This window comes from Yersinia mollaretii ATCC 43969, assembly GCF_013282725.1.
In the GTDB taxonomy this organism is placed as follows: domain Bacteria; phylum Pseudomonadota; class Gammaproteobacteria; order Enterobacterales; family Enterobacteriaceae; genus Yersinia; species Yersinia mollaretii.
On sequence record NZ_CP054043.1, the window covers coordinates 2,172,163 to 2,187,150 of the forward strand.

The following is a 14,988-nucleotide window of genomic DNA, read 5'->3' on the forward strand; positions in this document are numbered from 1 at the left end:
TTGCAAGGAGAGTGTCATGAACCGAATTATTAACGATCCTGACCATGTTGTTGAGGATGCCATCAAGGGCTATCTGGCGGCTTACCCCCATTTTTTCGCTAAAACGGATCATGAGAAAGTGTTGAAACACCCCAAGGCACCCTATAAAGGAAAGGTGGGGGTTGTCACTGGGGGCGGTTCGGGGCATGAACCCGCATTTTTGGGTTATATCGGCAAAAACATGCTGGATGCGGTGGCGGTCGGGGAGATTTTCTCCTCTCCGGCGGCGGGTGCCTTTTTAGCCGCATTTAAAGCCGCCGATGGCGGGGCGGGGGTGGCTTGTCTGTACGGCAACTATGCCGGTGACAATATGAACGTCAAAATGGCAGCTAAAAAAGCGCAGGCGCTGGGCATCAAAGTCAAAACGGTGGTCGCCAATGATGATGTAGCCTCCGCACCGCCGACAGAAAAAGAGAAGCGCCGTGGGGTCGCCGGTGAGATTTTTATGTGGAAAGTGGGGGCGGCAGCGGCAGCGCAAGATTATGAATTAGATGCTGTTATCGACGTCGCGCAAAAAGCCATCGATAACTGTCGCTCAGTGGGGGTGGGCCTCACCTCGTGCACCATTCCGGCGGTAGGCAAACCTAACTTCCATATTGAAGATGGCATGATGGAGGTGGGTATTGGTCACCATGGCGAACCGGGGATTCGGGTGGAGCCATTACAAACGGCTGATCAGATTGCTAAAACGATGGTGGATATCGTGGTCGGTGATGTGCCTTTTGGCGATGGTGATGAGGTAGCGGTTTTGATCTCTGGTTTAGGGGCTACGCCGACTCTTGAGTTGTACATTTATTATGCTGAAGTGGTCACCTTATTGAAGGAGAAAGGGATCAATATCTATCGCCCCTATATTGGCAACCACTTTACCTCGCTGGACATGATGGGGATCACCCTGACATTGATGAAACTGGATGATGAATTGAAGGCGTTAATTGACGTACCGACTCATTCACTCGGCTTAACGCAGGTGGAGTAAGGGATGATGAGCGCATTCTGTCACAAACACGGCACGCCGATTGTCGAAGAGTTAGTCGAGACGATTATCGCCAATCGCGACTATCTGAGTGAGATCGACGGCGCGATTGGCGATGGCGACCACGGCATCAATATGGCCAAAGGCTTCAATCTCTGTGCGGAGAGTATCAAAGGGAGAGATCTGACGGTATCCGAGGCGCTGGATGTGCTGTCTGACTCTCTGATGGAGGGGATTGGCGGTTCAATGGGGCCACTTTATGGCAGCATTTTTATGGGCATGGCAGAGAGCATTCGTGACTGCGATAAAATTGATGCCACCGCCTTTAGCGGCATGTTGCGAGACGGGCTATCCTGCTTACAAGATATCAGCGAGGCGGGGGTGGGGGATAAATGCATCATGGATACGCTGATTCCGACGGTCGAAGCCTTTGAACTGGCACAACAGCAAAATAAATCTTTCGTCGAGTCACTCCACCTGATGAAAAATGCGGCCCATGCCGGGCGTGACTCCACCCTTGATCTCGTCGCCAAAATTGGCCGAGCCAGCCGTCTGGGGGAGCGTTCTCGCGGTGTTTTAGATGCGGGCGCAACCTCATGTTGCTTAATACTGACTCAATTGGCAGATTCGGTAGAGCAGCGGCTGGTCTAATCAATGTCTCAATGGCGGTCAGCAGGGGACTGACCGCCATCTTGGCGCACCCTTCGAATACCAGATTAAGGCTGTTGTTGAATCATTTTCAAAATCGTCCGCGCATTGGATGCGCTGGTGGCAATAATATCAATTGCGCCGGTGCGCAAGGCTCCCAGAATCGCCAATGCTTTGGTGCTTTCGGAGGCGATAGCAATCACGCAAGGTATCTGGCGCAGCTCTTGGGTACTGATGCCGATAACCCGATCGTTCATGACGGTATTCGCCGGTTGGCCTTGGGCATCAAAAAAATCATATCCGGCAATCTCACCGGTGACCCCTTGGTGCATACTGGCATCGACAATCTCTTGCGGCGTAAACCAGCCCAATTTCACCATATAGCTGTTTTCATTCATATCGCCAATACCGACCAGCGCGATATCCGCCTTTCTGGCGCGATCGAGTGTCTCTTTGATGGTGCCGTTCTGCATAAAGGCTTCTTTTAACGCACGATTTTCCACATAAGCGGGCGCGTAGAGGGTTTCGCTGGTGCCACCAAATTTCTTGGCTAGACGACGGCTGATATGGTCGGCATTAATGGCATCGCCGGGACGATGTGTGCCGCCAATACCACAGATAAACTTGCACTGCCTTTCCGGCACGATGCTGACGTGATCCGCGATGGCGGCAATATTACGCCCCTGCCCAACCGCTAATACGGTGTTATCTTTCAAATTCGTGGCCAGATAGCCGGAAACTAATGAGGCAACCTGACGCCGCTGCTCATCTTCATCTTGATAATCCAGCGCAATCAGCGCCCGTTTCAGGCCAAAATGCTCAATCAGTTGTTGCTCGAGACGAGTGCTAAACACCGGATGATAACGTACTGTAATCTCAACAATGCCTTCGGCTTTTGCCCGCTTAAGTAACCGCCCAACCTTGATTCTTGAAATGCCAAACTTATGTGCAATCTCTTCCTGAGTCATTTCATCTTGGTAATAAGACACAGCAATTTCAGTTAACAATTCATTGTCTGGTGGAATTGTCTGTTTTTCCATGGGTTTTGCCCCCGGCAAAAGAAGAATTGGCCTTTTTGACCGTGTTTATCTAACACGTAAAATTCAGAATTATCCTGTCGGATTGGGTAAAATAGTAGAACATTTGTTTAATATAGTGAACGTAAAACGTCCTTATTTCTTTGCTTATTTTCGTTATAACGTCGGAAAAAGGCCATTTATTGAGGTGAAAGGCATTAATTAGTGGATTAATCCATTTGTTGGCTTATTTTTCTTTCTATTAATCTTGATTTGTTACGCATAAATGCAAACAAAAGTACGTGTATTGCTCATTTGTTATGCGAAAGCTCGACGAAACCGGGAGACACCGCCGTGATTCAGTGACGTTAGTGAAAAATCGCGTTGTTATTGGGTTGAAAATCGTCCTTAATCTGAGTGTTGTGGCCTATTTCCGTCACAGAGTGGAGTCCGACGAAAAGTTGTGGGATGATTAGGCAGTTTTCGGGGGGCGGGAATGGGAAAACTTACACTACTATTGCTGATTTTACTTGGCTGGCTCCAGTATTCACTGTGGTTGGGCAAGAATGGTGTTCATGATTTTGTTCGGGTTAAGGATGACGTGGCTCTTCAAGAGACCAACAACGGCAAACTTAAAGCCCGGAACGACCAGCTATTTGCTGAAATTGATGATTTAAACGGTGGTCAAGAGGCGATCGAAGAGCGCGCACGTAACGAACTGGGTATGATTAGACCCGGCGAAAGTTTCTATCGTCTGGTTCCTGACCAATCCAGACGCAATGCGAGTCCCCCTTCGACGCAAAATAACGCGCAACAATAAATAATGAGTCATTTTGCAGTTTCCCTTCCTAAAGTCATTGCGGTTTTACCGGCTGCGGGTATTGGCAGCCGTATGCAGGCTGATTGCCCTAAACAGTATTTAACTGTGGGCGGTAAGACCCTCATTGAGCACGCCATCGCTTCTTTGCTGGGTCACCCGCGAATCCAGCAGATTATTGTCGTCATACATCCGCAGGACACGCAATTTTCTACCTTACCCATTGCGCTGGACCCCCGTATTCGTCTTGTTCACGGTGGTGAACAGCGGGCCGACTCGGTGATGGCGGGCTTACAATGTGCGGGGCAGGCGGAGTGGGTATTGGTCCATGATGCGGCTCGTCCTTGTCTGCACCGTGACGATCTCGACAAGCTGTTGTCGATTATCGGGCACAGTAAAGTGGGGGGGATTCTGGCCGCTCCAGTGCGCGACACCATGAAACGCAGTGAGGCGGGGATTCAAGCCATCGCCCACACTGTCGATCGTCAAGCACTGTGGCATGCCCTAACACCCCAACTTTTTCCGCTTGAGCTATTAAAATTGTGTCTATCCCGCGCTTTGCGTGAGGGGGCTGTTGTCACCGATGAAGCCTCTGCATTAGAGCACTGCGGCTACCATCCGATATTAGTGTCTGGCCGTTCGGACAATATCAAAGTGACGCGCCCAGAGGATCTGGCGCTGGCAGAGTTTTATCTAACGCGATTACATCATATGGAGAAAAACTAATGCGGATCGGTCATGGTTTCGATGTACATAAATTTGGCGAAAATGGCAGTGGCCCACTGATTATTGGCGGAGTGCGCATCCCCTACGAAAAGGGCCTGTTGGCGCACTCTGATGGTGATGTTGCCTTGCACGCGGCCACTGATGCCTTACTGGGCGCGGCTGCTTTAGGCGATATCGGCAAGTTATTCCCCGATACCGATCCAGCCTTTAAAGGGGCTGATAGCCGTGGTTTGCTGCGCGAAGCCTACCGCCGTATTCTGGCAAAGGGCTATAAACTGGGGAATTTGGACATTACGATTATTGCCCAAGCGCCCAAAATGGCCCCCCATATCCCACAGATGCGTGTTCATTTGGCGGAAGATCTGCAATGTCATATGGATGATATCAACGTCAAAGCGACCACTACTGAGCAGCTTGGTTTTACTGGCCGTGGCGAAGGTATTGCTTGTGAAGCTGTCGCCCTGTTGATTAAGGCATAAAAAATGGACATGGAAAATCTCACTTGGCTGCACGGTAAACCCAAGGCGAGCGGCACGCTAAAGGCCAATCCGGAAGACTTCGTGGTGATCGAAGATCTGGGCTTTGAGCCGGATGGTGAAGGCGAGCATCTATTGGTTCGTATCCGCAAAAACGGCTGTAATACCCAGTTTGTCGCTGACTATCTGGCGCGTTTTGCCAAGATACATCCACGGCTGGTGAGCTACGCGGGCTTGAAAGATCGTCACGCCGTCACCGAACAGTGGTTCTGTTTGCATCTGCCGGGTAAAGAAGCCCCAGATCTCTCCACCTTCGAACTGGAAGGCTGCGAAGTGCTGGAGTCTGTGCGCCAAAAAAGAAAACTGCGCATTGGCTCACTGAAGGGCAACGCCTTTACCTTGGTATTGCGCCACATCACAGATAACCAAGATGTAGAGCAGCGATTGCAGCATATTGCGGCGCAGGGAGTACCGAACTATTTTGGCAGTCAACGATTTGGTCGCGGCGGCAATAATCTGGTGCAGGCGCGCTTGTGGGCGAATAACGAAATTCGAGTCAAAGAGCGCAGTAAACGCAGCTTTTATCTGTCGGCTAGCCGTAGTGCCATGTTCAACCTGATTAGTAGTGCCCGTTTGGCACAACAGCAGGCGACGACAGTGCTGGAAGGCGATGCATTGCAGCTTTCTGGTCGCGGCAGTTGGTTTGTTGCCACTGCCGATGAACTCGCCGCGCTACAGCAACGTGTCGATGCGGGTGAACTTAATATCACTGCCCCGCTGCCGGGGGAGGGTGAGCTGGGCACTCAGGGTGAGGCATTGGCTTTCGAACTGGCTTGTTTGGCGGATCAAAGCGAATTACTGGCGCTGATCAAGCGCGAACGAGTCGAAGGTGCACGTCGGGCCGTACTGCTGAAACCGCAGAATATGGCGTGGAGCTGGTGGGATGATGTGACCCTCGAGCTCCACTTCTGGTTACCTGCCGGCAGCTTTGCCACCAGTGTGGTGCGCGAAATCATGAATCAGGATAATGCTGATGCTGCGGATATTGCTGAGTAACGACGATGGTATTTCCGCGCCGGGCATCCAAACGCTCGCCAGCGCATTGCGGGCATTTGCGCAGGTACAAATCGTCGCTCCCGATCGTAATCGCAGTGGCTCGTCCAATGCATTGACACTGGATAGCGCACTGCGCATCACCACCTTATCTAATGGTGACATTGCGGTTCAGCAAGGCACGCCGACCGATTGTGTCTACTTGGGGGTGAATGCCTTAATGCGCCCTCGGCCCGATATTGTGGTTTCCGGTATCAATGCGGGACCGAATCTCGGGGATGATGTTATCTATTCGGGGACGGTGGCAGCCGCGATGGAAGGGCGGCATTTGGGCTTTCCTGCTCTGGCTGTCTCACTGAATGGGCATCAGCATTATGAGACAGCGGCGGCGATCACTTGTTGTATATTGCGCACGTTACAACATAAACCATTGCGTACCAGCAAAATACTGAATATTAATGTACCTGATTTACCCTTATCTGAGATTAAAGGTATTCGGGTAACACGTTGTGGTAGCCGTCATCCCGCAGAGCAGGTATTTTGTCAGCAAGACCCTCGAGGGCAAGATCTCTACTGGATTGGCCCTCCGGGGGATAAATTTGATGTGGCACCTGACACGGATTTTGCGGCGATTGAGCAAGGTTATGTTTCTATCACGCCACTTCAGGTTGATTTAACGGCCTATGGGGCGCAAGACGTAGTTGAAAACTGGTTAGCCAGCATTCATGAGGTTGATGGAGAATGGTAAATAAACGCATGCAAACATTGTTGATGCAGTTACGTCAGCAAGGTATCCAAGACGAGCGCTTGTTACAGGCGATCGAAGCGGTACCGCGCGAGCGTTTTGTTGATGAAGCTTTGGCGCATAAGGCGTATGAGAACACTGCTCTGCCTATAGGTTTGGGGCAAACTATTTCTCAGCCTTATATGGTGGCGCGAATGACTGAATTGTTGCAATTGACGCCGACCTCGCGGGTCTTGGAGATCGGCACCGGTTCTGGTTATCAGACTGCAATTTTGGCGCATTTAGTCGAACATGTTTGTTCAGTCGAACGAATCAAAGGGCTACAGTGGCAGGCAAAACGCCGCCTGAAACAGCTGGATCTGCATAATGTCTCTACCCGCCATGGTGATGGCTGGCTAGGTTGGGCATCACGCGGGCCATTTGATGCGATCATTGTGACAGCCGCCCCGCCGGAGATCCCGCAAGCATTACTTGAACAGTTAGATGAGGGTGGGATCTTGGTTCTTCCGGTCGGCGAGCAGGCTCAGACATTGAAATGTGTGCAGCGCCGTCACAATGAATTTCAGATTGAAACAGTAGAAGCGGTCCGCTTTGTCCCCTTGGTCAAAGGAGAATTGGCCTGAATTCAATCTCTTTCATTCAGCCTTAAATCTTTTATCTCATCCGAAACGTGTCGTTTTACGTGAAAGATCGGCTAAAAAATCAGTAACATAAATTTTATGGTATGGCAGGCGTGGTATTGATAGCATGCGCGCTTCTGTATTTGATACATCGTTTATTATTGCTGTCATGGGGGAAGCATGAGCACGGGAAGCCCAATGATTACATTACGCCGAGTCGCGGCATGTACGGTTATGAGTTTATGGTTGGTGGGTTGCAGCAATGAGAATACAACCTCTGCGCCAATCAGCAGTGTCGGTGGTGATCGTTCAGGGACTATGCTAAGTGGCTCGGATACCAATAGTTCGGGTGAGCGCATCGTTTACAACCGCAGCTATGGCACTATCCCCAAAGGAAGTTACAGCGGTGATACCTATACCGTTAAGCGTGGTGACACGCTGTTTTATATCGCCTGGATCACCGGGAATGACTTCCGTGATCTGGCCGCCAAAAACAATATTGCTGAGCCATATGGCCTAAATGTGGGGCAATCCATTCAGTTGGGTAATGGCTCTGGCGGTGGAATGTTAGCTGCGACTGATGCCACATCAGGCGGAATAGCAAAACCGCCGTCAAATATTCAGAACACAACTACAACGGTTGATTCTCAACCAACTAGCGCGTATTCTGGAAATTCGGGTAAACAGAGTGTTGGTAAAATGTTACCAGCATCAGGGGCTGTCGCTACGACAACGGCACCTGTTACTGCACCAAGCAGTCCCATCAGTGATCCAACCAGCAATGGTGGTCCAGTCAGTAGCTGGAAATGGCCAACTGAGGGCAAAACGATCGATAGCTTCTCTGCTTCCGAAGGGGGCAATAAAGGGATTGATATCGCCGGTTCTCGTGGGCAACCCATCTTCGCTACAGCAAATGGGCGGGTTGTGTATGCTGGGAACGCACTGCGTGGTTACGGTAATCTAATCATCATCAAACATAATGATGATTACCTGAGCGCCTACGCTCACAACGATACAATGCTGGTCCGGGAACAAGAAGAAGTGAAGGCGGGTCAAAAAATAGCCACCATGGGTAGCACCGGAACCAGTTCAGTAAGATTGCATTTTGAAATTCGTTACAAGGGGAAATCCGTAAACCCGCTGCGTTATCTTCCGCAGCGATAGATTGGGCAGAATACGCTGTATTCTGCTCGCCGGATTCACGGGTAGGAGCAGCATATGAGCCAAAATACGCTGAAAGTTAACGAGTTGAATGAAGATGCTGATTTTGATGAAAACAGTACGGAAACTGAAATTTTCGATGAAAAAGCATTAGTTGAAGATGAACCGACTGAAAGCGAGTTAGCGGAAGATGAGCTGTTGGCGCAAGGCGTTACCCAGCGCGTGCTGGATGCGACACAGCTCTACCTTGGTGAGATTGGTTATTCGCCACTGCTGACCGCAGAAGAAGAGGTTTATTTTGCCCGACGTGCCTTGCGCGGAGATGTGCCTTCACGTCGGCGTATGATCGAAAGTAACTTGCGGTTGGTGGTGAAGATCGCCCGTCGTTACAGCAATCGCGGCTTAGCGCTGCTGGATCTGATTGAAGAGGGCAACCTCGGCCTGATCCGTGCGGTGGAAAAGTTTGATCCTGAACGCGGTTTTCGTTTCTCCACTTATGCCACTTGGTGGATTCGTCAAACGATTGAACGGGCAATTATGAACCAAACCCGAACCATACGTTTGCCTATCCATATCGTTAAAGAATTAAACGTTTATTTGCGTACCGCCCGAGAACTTTCTCATAAATTAGATCATGAACCGAGCGCTGAAGAGATTGCCGAGCAACTCGACAAGCCGGTCGATGATGTGAGCCGCATGTTACGTCTTAACGAACGTATCACTTCCGTTGATACACCTTTAGGCGGCGACTCAGAGAAAGCTTTGTTGGATATTCTGTCTGACGAGAATGAAAACGGTCCGGAAGATACCACGCAAGATGATGATATGAAACAAAGTATCGTCAAATGGCTGTTTGAATTGAATGCAAAACAGCGCGAAGTATTGGCCCGTCGTTTTGGTCTGTTAGGATACGAAGCCGCAACCTTAGAAGACGTTGGCCGTGAAATTGGTTTGACACGCGAACGTGTCCGCCAGATTCAGGTTGAAGGTTTACGCCGTCTGCGGGAAATTCTGCAAACGCAAGGTTTAAGCATTGAGGCGTTGTTCCGCGAATAAAGAGACCCGTCATACTTCAGATGGTATTTAGGGTATAGGCAGTGACTCAGATAGAACATAAAAACGGTGAACTGATGTTCACCGTTTTTTTATGGGCGCTATACCATGTTTTTCAGACGGTAAATCCACTCTAGCGCTTGGCGAGGCGACAGCGAATCAGGGTCTAGTGCTTCCAATGCCTCAACAGCCGGAGGAGTCTCTTCATTGAGCAGCGTCAGTTGTGAGCCATCAATTTTGCTCGCCGCCGCATTATTGGAGAGCGTCTCCAACTCTTTCAGTTTCTGCCGCGCCCGCTTGATCACATCTCGTGGCACACCCGCCAGTGCAGCAACCGCCAAACCATAACTTTTACTGGCTGCGCCATCTTGTACGCTGTGCATAAAGGCGATAGTTTCCCCGTGTTCCAGCGCATCAAGGTGCACATTCACGACGCCTTCCATTTTTTCCGGCAGGGTCGTCAGCTCAAAATAGTGGGTGGCAAATAGTGTCATCGCTTTAATGCGGCTCGCCAGATTTTCAGCACAGGCCCAAGCCAGTGATAAGCCATCATAAGTTGATGTACCGCGACCAATCTCATCCATCAGCACCAAGCTTTGTTCTGTAGCGTTATGCAGTATATTGGCGGTTTCCGTCATTTCCACCATGAAGGTAGAGCGGCCTGATGCCAGGTCGTCTGCTGCGCCGACGCGGGTAAAGATGCGATCAATCGGACCAATAATGGCCTGATCCGCAGGCACATAACTACCCATGTGGGCCAACAGCACAATCAATGCTGTTTGGCGCATATAGGTACTTTTCCCCCCCATATTCGGGCCAGTAATGATCAACATACGCCGTTGAGGTGACAGTGTTAGCGGGTTAGAAATAAAGGGTTCGCTCAAGACTTGCTCAACCACCGGATGACGACCTCCGGTAATTTTGATCCCCGGTTTATCACTCAGGGTAGGGCAGTTGTAGTTGAGTGTTTCAGCTCGCTCCGCCAGATTCGACAGTACATCCAGCTCAGCCAGTGCATTGGCGCTGCTTTGCAATTCGGGCAGATGGGGCAACAACAGATCGAAAATCTCTTCGTATAGCCCTTTTTCGATCGCCAGCGCTTTTCCTTTAGAGGTCAGAACTTTGTCTTCATACTCTTTCAACTCAGGAATAATGTAGCGCTCGGCATTCTTCAGCGTTTGTCTGCGGACATAATGGATTGGAACCAGATGACTTTGCCCCCGGCTGACCTGAATGAAATAGCCGTGGACCCCATTGAAGCCCACTTTTAGCGTATCCAGACCCAACTTTTCACGTTCGCGAATTTCTAGTCGATCCAGATAGTCAGTCGCGCCATCGGCTAATGCTCGCCATTCATCCAACTCGGCATTGTAACCCGGTGCAATGACGCCTCCATCGCGCACTAATACCGGCGGTGTTTCAACAATCGCCCGTTCCAGCAGATCTTGTAGCTCGTCAAACTGACCGACTTGCGAGAGCAGGTTTTGCACATGAGGCACATTGACCGGTTGCAGTAAACGGTGGATCTCCGGCAATTGCTGAAAAGCGTGGCGCATGCGGGCCAGATCTCTCGGGCGGGCGGTGCGCAGTGCCAGTCGCGCTAAAATACGTTCTAAATCGCCCACTTGGCGCAGCGGAGTTTGCAGTTCTGCTGTCAGTTCTTGCAGGCCACCAATCGCTTGCTGGCGATCCGTCAGCACCTTGATGTCGCGCACTGGCATATGGAGCCAGCGTTTTAGCATTCGACTCCCCATGGCGGTCACGCTGCAATCCAGAATGGCGGCCAGCGTATTCTCTGTGCCACCGGAGAGGTTGAGAGTCAGTTCGAGATTTCGACGGGTAGCGGCATCCATAACAATGCCATCTTGCTGACGCTCCATGGTCAAACCACGGATATGGGGCAAGGAGGTGCGCTGGGTATCTTTGACATATTGCAGCAGGCAGCCCGCAGCACGTAATGCTTGGTGGGCTTGCTCAACACCAAAACCGATTAAATCACGCGTGCCGAATTGCAGGTTAAGCTGCTGTTTGGCGGTTTCCAGCTCAAACTCCCACAATGGGCGGCGGCGTAAGCCATGTCGATGCTCAATCAGCGCCATCTGCTCGAAGTTTTCTGGGTACAAAAGCTCGGCGGGATTGGTGCGTTGCAGCTCGGCGGCCATGGTTTCAATATCAGCGGGTTCGGCAACGCGGAATCGACCCGAGCTGATATCCAAAGTCGCATAACCAAATCCACGTGCATCCTGCCAAATCGCCGCCAACAGATTATCCTGCCGCTCTTGCAACAAAGCCTCATCACTGACTGTACCCGGTGTCACGATCCGTACGACTTTTCGTTCAACCGGCCCTTTACTGGTTGCCGGGTCACCGATTTGCTCACAAATTGCCGCTGATTCACCCATCTGAACCAGTTTCGCTAGATAAGGCTCAATCGAATGATAGGGGACACCCGCCATCGGGATTGGCTCACCAGCGGAAGCGCCTCGTTTGGTCAGTGAGATATCCAGTAGCTGTGAAGCACGCTTCGCATCACTGTAAAACAGCTCATAAAAATCCCCCATCCGGTAGAACAGCAGTATGTCAGGATGCTGGGCTTTAAGCCGAAGGTACTGCTGCATCATGGGGGTGTGGGAGTCGAGTTTATCAGTATTATTCATGCGGTTATCTTTTCTAATCCATTGAATTTAAAGTAAATTGTGATTTTTATTATTCTCGTTAGACATCACATAATTTTACGGATAACACAGAAGTCCAACTATCAATAGCGGCACAAAGCTTTACAGCATAGGCTATGAGATTGAAATAAAAGGAAATTATAGTTTCCAGTGCTGTGGTGTTATGCGCTGTTATCACGTTTTTTCCAGCCGATATACTAGCCTAGCAGCGCTAAAACTGACATAGGTAAATATGTGGACGCGATGGCATATCACGCAGATTAGCCCCTCAGTCAGGGGCTATGCGGTCATCTTTTTCTATTGATTAACAGGTATTGATTGGGCAACAGGTGACTACTGGAAGGCAGGGTTGCCGGGGAATAACGCTTTTGCCGTCTGGTGCAACTGATTGGCTTGAGCAGCATGATTTTGATATTGGTTAATCATGATGAGACTTTGATAAACATTCGGATCATTGTGCAGCTGAATGTACTGTTCCGCCCATGCGCTAAATTGCGTCAGCAACGCCGGATCTTGGTGCTGATTAAATTGCAGTAACAAGTTGATATGGCGGATGTATTGATACCTTTCCCATTGGATATAGGGATTTTCCAGGTTATCGAGTGGCCGCATGTCAACTAACCCACCTCTTTCGGCCAGTGTCAGCACTCGGCCGGTTTTGAAACCCGTCACCATAAATAGCAGAGTTAATAATGCCGAGAAGATGACGGCATAGTGCAGCCAGCGTTGCCATGAGGCGGGGGTCGTGGTTGCGCTCTCCAGCATGTTTTCTGGGATCATCAGTCGGCCAAGCAGAATCAATAGCAACCAATGTGCGGCGGATTGATAAAGAGGCAGCTCGGTCATCAGATGTAACGCGATCGGTAAGGTGAGTACCCACAGCGGGAATACCGTTTTCGGCCGCATCAGCAGGGGTTTTATATACCCGACAGCGAGCACCAGCATCCCTATCAGCGCCACAATACCTCCCTCCGCCCAGCCATAAAGCACTTCATTATGCGGGTGAGAAGGGAAAGTAAAGAGATTCGGGACTTGCCCGGCCTGCGACAGCGCGTGAGCAAAAGCCGACTCAAAACTGCCGTAGCCCCAGCCTAGCCAAGGATGCTGCTGTATCAGCTGCCAAGTATAGTTGAGGATCAACCCGCGCTCTCGGTTGCTGGCTTCTTTGGCGATCAGCAAGCTCTCACTTAATTGGCTCAACAGATAAAAAGCGGCCAGCAAACTTATCAGGCTCAACAACCATAACCAGCCGATCTGCCGCTGACGCCAGTAATAGAGTGAAAGCAAGAGTAAGGTGGATATCCCGCCGACCCAGCCGATCCGTGATTGCAGCAGCATCAATAAGCCGGGGAAAACCAGTAGCGTCACTGTGCTGATGCTGCGCACGACTTGACGGCCCGAGACCATAAACAGATAGGCGGCGATGGCATAACCTGTCGCCAGATAACTGGCCAACACATTCGTTTGCTGAAAGATGCCATAAGGGCGCTGGGCAATATCGAATTCCATCCAGTTATCAGATGTAAAAACAAAGAGTTGCATTAGGGCCAGCATAGCCTGACCCCAAGCGGATAGGAGGATCAGCATTAACCACAGTTGTCGCGTACTGGCGCTCAGCTTTAAGCGGAACAGCCCAAACAGCATGATGATGCCAGCCCACAAGCCCAAAATGCGCGGTAGCCAAGATCCTACGTGCAGTAAGGAGGCGGGCCATAAGGCAGGAAGGCTCATCATCAGTGCGCCAAGCAGTAGCCACCGACCACCCGGCGAATTCAGGGTATGGTTCGCTTCTTTATGTGGCCAGTAGAGTGCCACCGTCAGCAGCGCCATCATGGCCCAGATGACAATGTTGGTGGGAAGATGAAGCCCAGCACCGCCTCGATTGACCTCATAGTGCATCATGGCAATAAATGTCATGGCGATGATCACGCTAATAATAAGATTGTTTTTTTGCCCTAGCCCCATGGACCGCACATGCACAGGAAAGTTAAATTTCATTTTATATCAACATGTTACTTATTTATCTAACAAAGCGTTGTAGGCTAACGTATTAACGATTAGCCCCTATTCGTGCACCAAACCGCTTAATCATGGCGGTTAGGTTCATTCTCTGTCGGATGAGCAATAAACCAGCGCAATGAATTCATGACTTTGGTTTCTGACATCCTGACGCGCTTCTCATCAACCAGCTTCATTAATACCAATCTGGCAGTATAAATATCCAAGTGAGCCTTATCAGCAAGCTCTCTGGTTTTTGGCCAATGGATAACGGGAGGTGGTGATTCAGTAAATTGCTCTTTCAGAACGGAGCACCGTTCAAGCAATATTTCCATGACTTCTTCTTTACGTTGATGGTTAGGTTTCATTGACTATTACCTCATACAATTTATGTTTTAAGAATGTCTTGTTTTTAATTTCCTACATTCTTTATTTTATATTCATATTTCCCATATATTGGTAGGACGTTTCCTACAAAAATAAAGAAAACTCATACATAAGTTAAGTTATGTTCTTATTTATTTTTTAATAACTTTTTCCGTGATTATTTATTATGACAAAACACTCATGCTTAAAATGTAAATATACCATGAGTAAGCTGCCCAATAGGTAATATTGTAAATTGCTAGCAATAAATAAATTGTTTTTCTTCATAATTAAAATAATAACTTGAGGTAATATTAATTTATCTATTAATTTCAATTGCTTGTGGGGTTTTATATGTGAGAAACTCTCACTAACTTCAGAGAGAATCAAAGAGTTAGCGAGACTTTATTTTTTAAAAGCCAAGTTTTTTCTGCTTCAGGTGTTAAAGTTTTGAGTATTTAATATCGATTATAATTTCACTTATAAAATAAGCAATCGTTAATTTTGGAAAAGCGACTTTTAGCGATCTAATGTGTCGATTTGTTCGTTTTCGCAGTGCTATCTGTCGAAGGTGCTATGTTTATCGATCAAAGTTATCGATATTATTGTTTTAATTTAG

The 14,988-nt window shown here is 49.3% G+C and carries 14 protein-coding genes; 10 read left to right on the forward strand and 4 right to left on the reverse strand.

Annotated elements, in window-relative coordinates:
* The first annotated feature begins 16 nt into the window (after window positions 1-16).
* Complete coding sequence (locus tag HRD69_RS09600) at window positions 17-1,018, forward strand: dihydroxyacetone kinase subunit DhaK (protein ID WP_004875022.1); 1,002 nt, start codon at window positions 17-19, stop codon at window positions 1,016-1,018.
* Window positions 1,019-1,021: 3 nt separating this feature from the next.
* Window positions 1,022-1,666, forward strand: coding sequence for a dihydroxyacetone kinase subunit DhaL (dhaL, locus tag HRD69_RS09605; RefSeq protein WP_004875021.1), 645 nt, complete (start codon window positions 1,022-1,024; stop codon window positions 1,664-1,666).
* A gap of 65 nt (window positions 1,667-1,731) precedes the next feature.
* Here dhaL and HRD69_RS09610 read toward each other — a convergent pair whose 3' ends face one another.
* Window positions 1,732-2,703, reverse strand: a complete 972-nt coding sequence (locus tag HRD69_RS09610; protein WP_004875019.1) for a sugar-binding transcriptional regulator — start codon at window positions 2,701-2,703, stop codon at window positions 1,732-1,734.
* Between the two features lie 472 nt (window positions 2,704-3,175).
* Here HRD69_RS09610 and ftsB point away from each other — a divergent pair, with 472 nt between their 5' ends.
* The 8 genes from ftsB (at window position 3,176) to rpoS (ending at window position 9,333) form a co-directional block, all read left to right on the forward strand.
* Complete coding sequence (ftsB, locus tag HRD69_RS09615) at window positions 3,176-3,499, forward strand: cell division protein FtsB (RefSeq protein ID WP_004875017.1); 324 nt, start codon at window positions 3,176-3,178, stop codon at window positions 3,497-3,499.
* A gap of 3 nt (window positions 3,500-3,502) precedes the next feature.
* On the forward strand, window positions 3,503-4,222 hold the full coding sequence (gene ispD, locus HRD69_RS09620; RefSeq protein ID WP_004875016.1) for a 2-C-methyl-D-erythritol 4-phosphate cytidylyltransferase: 720 nt from the start codon (window positions 3,503-3,505) through the stop codon (window positions 4,220-4,222).
* The gene (gene ispF, locus HRD69_RS09625; protein WP_032814229.1) at window positions 4,222-4,701 is read left to right on the forward strand and encodes a 2-C-methyl-D-erythritol 2,4-cyclodiphosphate synthase; all 480 of its coding nucleotides are present in this window, start codon (window positions 4,222-4,224) and stop codon (window positions 4,699-4,701) included. The genes ispD and ispF overlap by 1 nt, the downstream gene beginning before the upstream one ends.
* Window positions 4,702-4,704: 3 nt before the next feature.
* The gene (truD, locus tag HRD69_RS09630; RefSeq protein ID WP_032814228.1) at window positions 4,705-5,754 is read left to right on the forward strand and encodes a tRNA pseudouridine(13) synthase TruD; all 1,050 of its coding nucleotides are present in this window, start codon (window positions 4,705-4,707) and stop codon (window positions 5,752-5,754) included.
* Window positions 5,732-6,499 (forward strand): 5'/3'-nucleotidase SurE, encoded by a 768-nt coding sequence (gene surE, locus HRD69_RS09635; protein WP_032814293.1) that lies wholly within the window; start codon window positions 5,732-5,734, stop codon window positions 6,497-6,499. The genes truD and surE overlap by 23 nt, the downstream gene beginning before the upstream one ends.
* Entirely contained in the window at window positions 6,493-7,119 is a 627-nt protein-coding gene (locus HRD69_RS09640; RefSeq protein WP_032814226.1) for a protein-L-isoaspartate(D-aspartate) O-methyltransferase, read from the forward strand. Before surE ends, HRD69_RS09640 begins: the two co-directional genes overlap by 7 nt.
* Window positions 7,120-7,314: 195 nt before the next feature.
* A complete protein-coding gene (nlpD, locus tag HRD69_RS09645; protein ID WP_032814225.1) occupies window positions 7,315-8,280 on the forward strand; it encodes a murein hydrolase activator NlpD in 966 nt (321 codons plus the stop codon).
* Window positions 8,281-8,334: 54 nt separating this feature from the next.
* Window positions 8,335-9,333, forward strand: coding sequence for an RNA polymerase sigma factor RpoS (gene rpoS / locus HRD69_RS09650; protein WP_004875011.1), 999 nt, complete (start codon window positions 8,335-8,337; stop codon window positions 9,331-9,333).
* 98 nt (window positions 9,334-9,431) lie between these two features.
* Here rpoS and mutS read toward each other — a convergent pair whose 3' ends face one another.
* The 3 genes from mutS to HRD69_RS09665 form a co-directional block, all read right to left on the reverse strand.
* The gene (mutS, locus tag HRD69_RS09655; protein WP_172984612.1) at window positions 9,432-11,987 is read right to left on the reverse strand and encodes a DNA mismatch repair protein MutS; all 2,556 of its coding nucleotides are present in this window, start codon (window positions 11,985-11,987) and stop codon (window positions 9,432-9,434) included.
* Window positions 11,988-12,338: 351 nt separating this feature from the next.
* Window positions 12,339-13,970: a PglL family O-oligosaccharyltransferase gene (locus HRD69_RS09660; protein ID WP_004875008.1), complete on the reverse strand. Its 1,632-nt coding sequence runs from the start codon at window positions 13,968-13,970 to the stop codon at window positions 12,339-12,341.
* A 119-nt stretch (window positions 13,971-14,089) separates the two neighbouring features.
* Complete coding sequence (locus HRD69_RS09665) at window positions 14,090-14,371, reverse strand: FaeA/PapI family transcriptional regulator (RefSeq protein WP_004875007.1); 282 nt, start codon at window positions 14,369-14,371, stop codon at window positions 14,090-14,092.
* Window positions 14,372-14,988: the final 617 nt, after the last annotated feature.

Coding starts and splice junctions, on each gene's coding strand:
- ispD (WP_004875016.1), top strand. CDS start 3,503: ATGAGTCATTTTGCAGTTTCCCTTCCTAAAGTCATTGCGGTTTTACCG.
- dhaL (WP_004875021.1), top strand. CDS start 1,022: ATGATGAGCGCATTCTGTCACAAACACGGCACGCCGATTGTCGAAGAG.
- surE (WP_032814293.1), top strand. CDS start 5,732: ATGCTGCGGATATTGCTGAGTAACGACGATGGTATTTCCGCGCCGGGC.
- ispF (WP_032814229.1), top strand. CDS start 4,222: ATGCGGATCGGTCATGGTTTCGATGTACATAAATTTGGCGAAAATGGC.
- ftsB (WP_004875017.1), top strand. CDS start 3,176: ATGGGAAAACTTACACTACTATTGCTGATTTTACTTGGCTGGCTCCAG.
- HRD69_RS09600 (WP_004875022.1), top strand. CDS start 17: ATGAACCGAATTATTAACGATCCTGACCATGTTGTTGAGGATGCCATC.
- HRD69_RS09610 (WP_004875019.1), bottom strand. CDS start 2,703: ATGGAAAAACAGACAATTCCACCAGACAATGAATTGTTAACTGAAATT.
- nlpD (WP_032814225.1), top strand. CDS start 7,315: ATGATTACATTACGCCGAGTCGCGGCATGTACGGTTATGAGTTTATGG.
- mutS (WP_172984612.1), bottom strand. CDS start 11,987: ATGAATAATACTGATAAACTCGACTCCCACACCCCCATGATGCAGCAG.
- HRD69_RS09660 (WP_004875008.1), bottom strand. CDS start 13,970: ATGGGGCTAGGGCAAAAAAACAATCTTATTATTAGCGTGATCATCGCC.
- truD (WP_032814228.1), top strand. CDS start 4,705: ATGGACATGGAAAATCTCACTTGGCTGCACGGTAAACCCAAGGCGAGC.
- HRD69_RS09665 (WP_004875007.1), bottom strand. CDS start 14,371: ATGAAACCTAACCATCAACGTAAAGAAGAAGTCATGGAAATATTGCTT.
- rpoS (WP_004875011.1), top strand. CDS start 8,335: ATGAGCCAAAATACGCTGAAAGTTAACGAGTTGAATGAAGATGCTGAT.
- HRD69_RS09640 (WP_032814226.1), top strand. CDS start 6,493: ATGGTAAATAAACGCATGCAAACATTGTTGATGCAGTTACGTCAGCAA.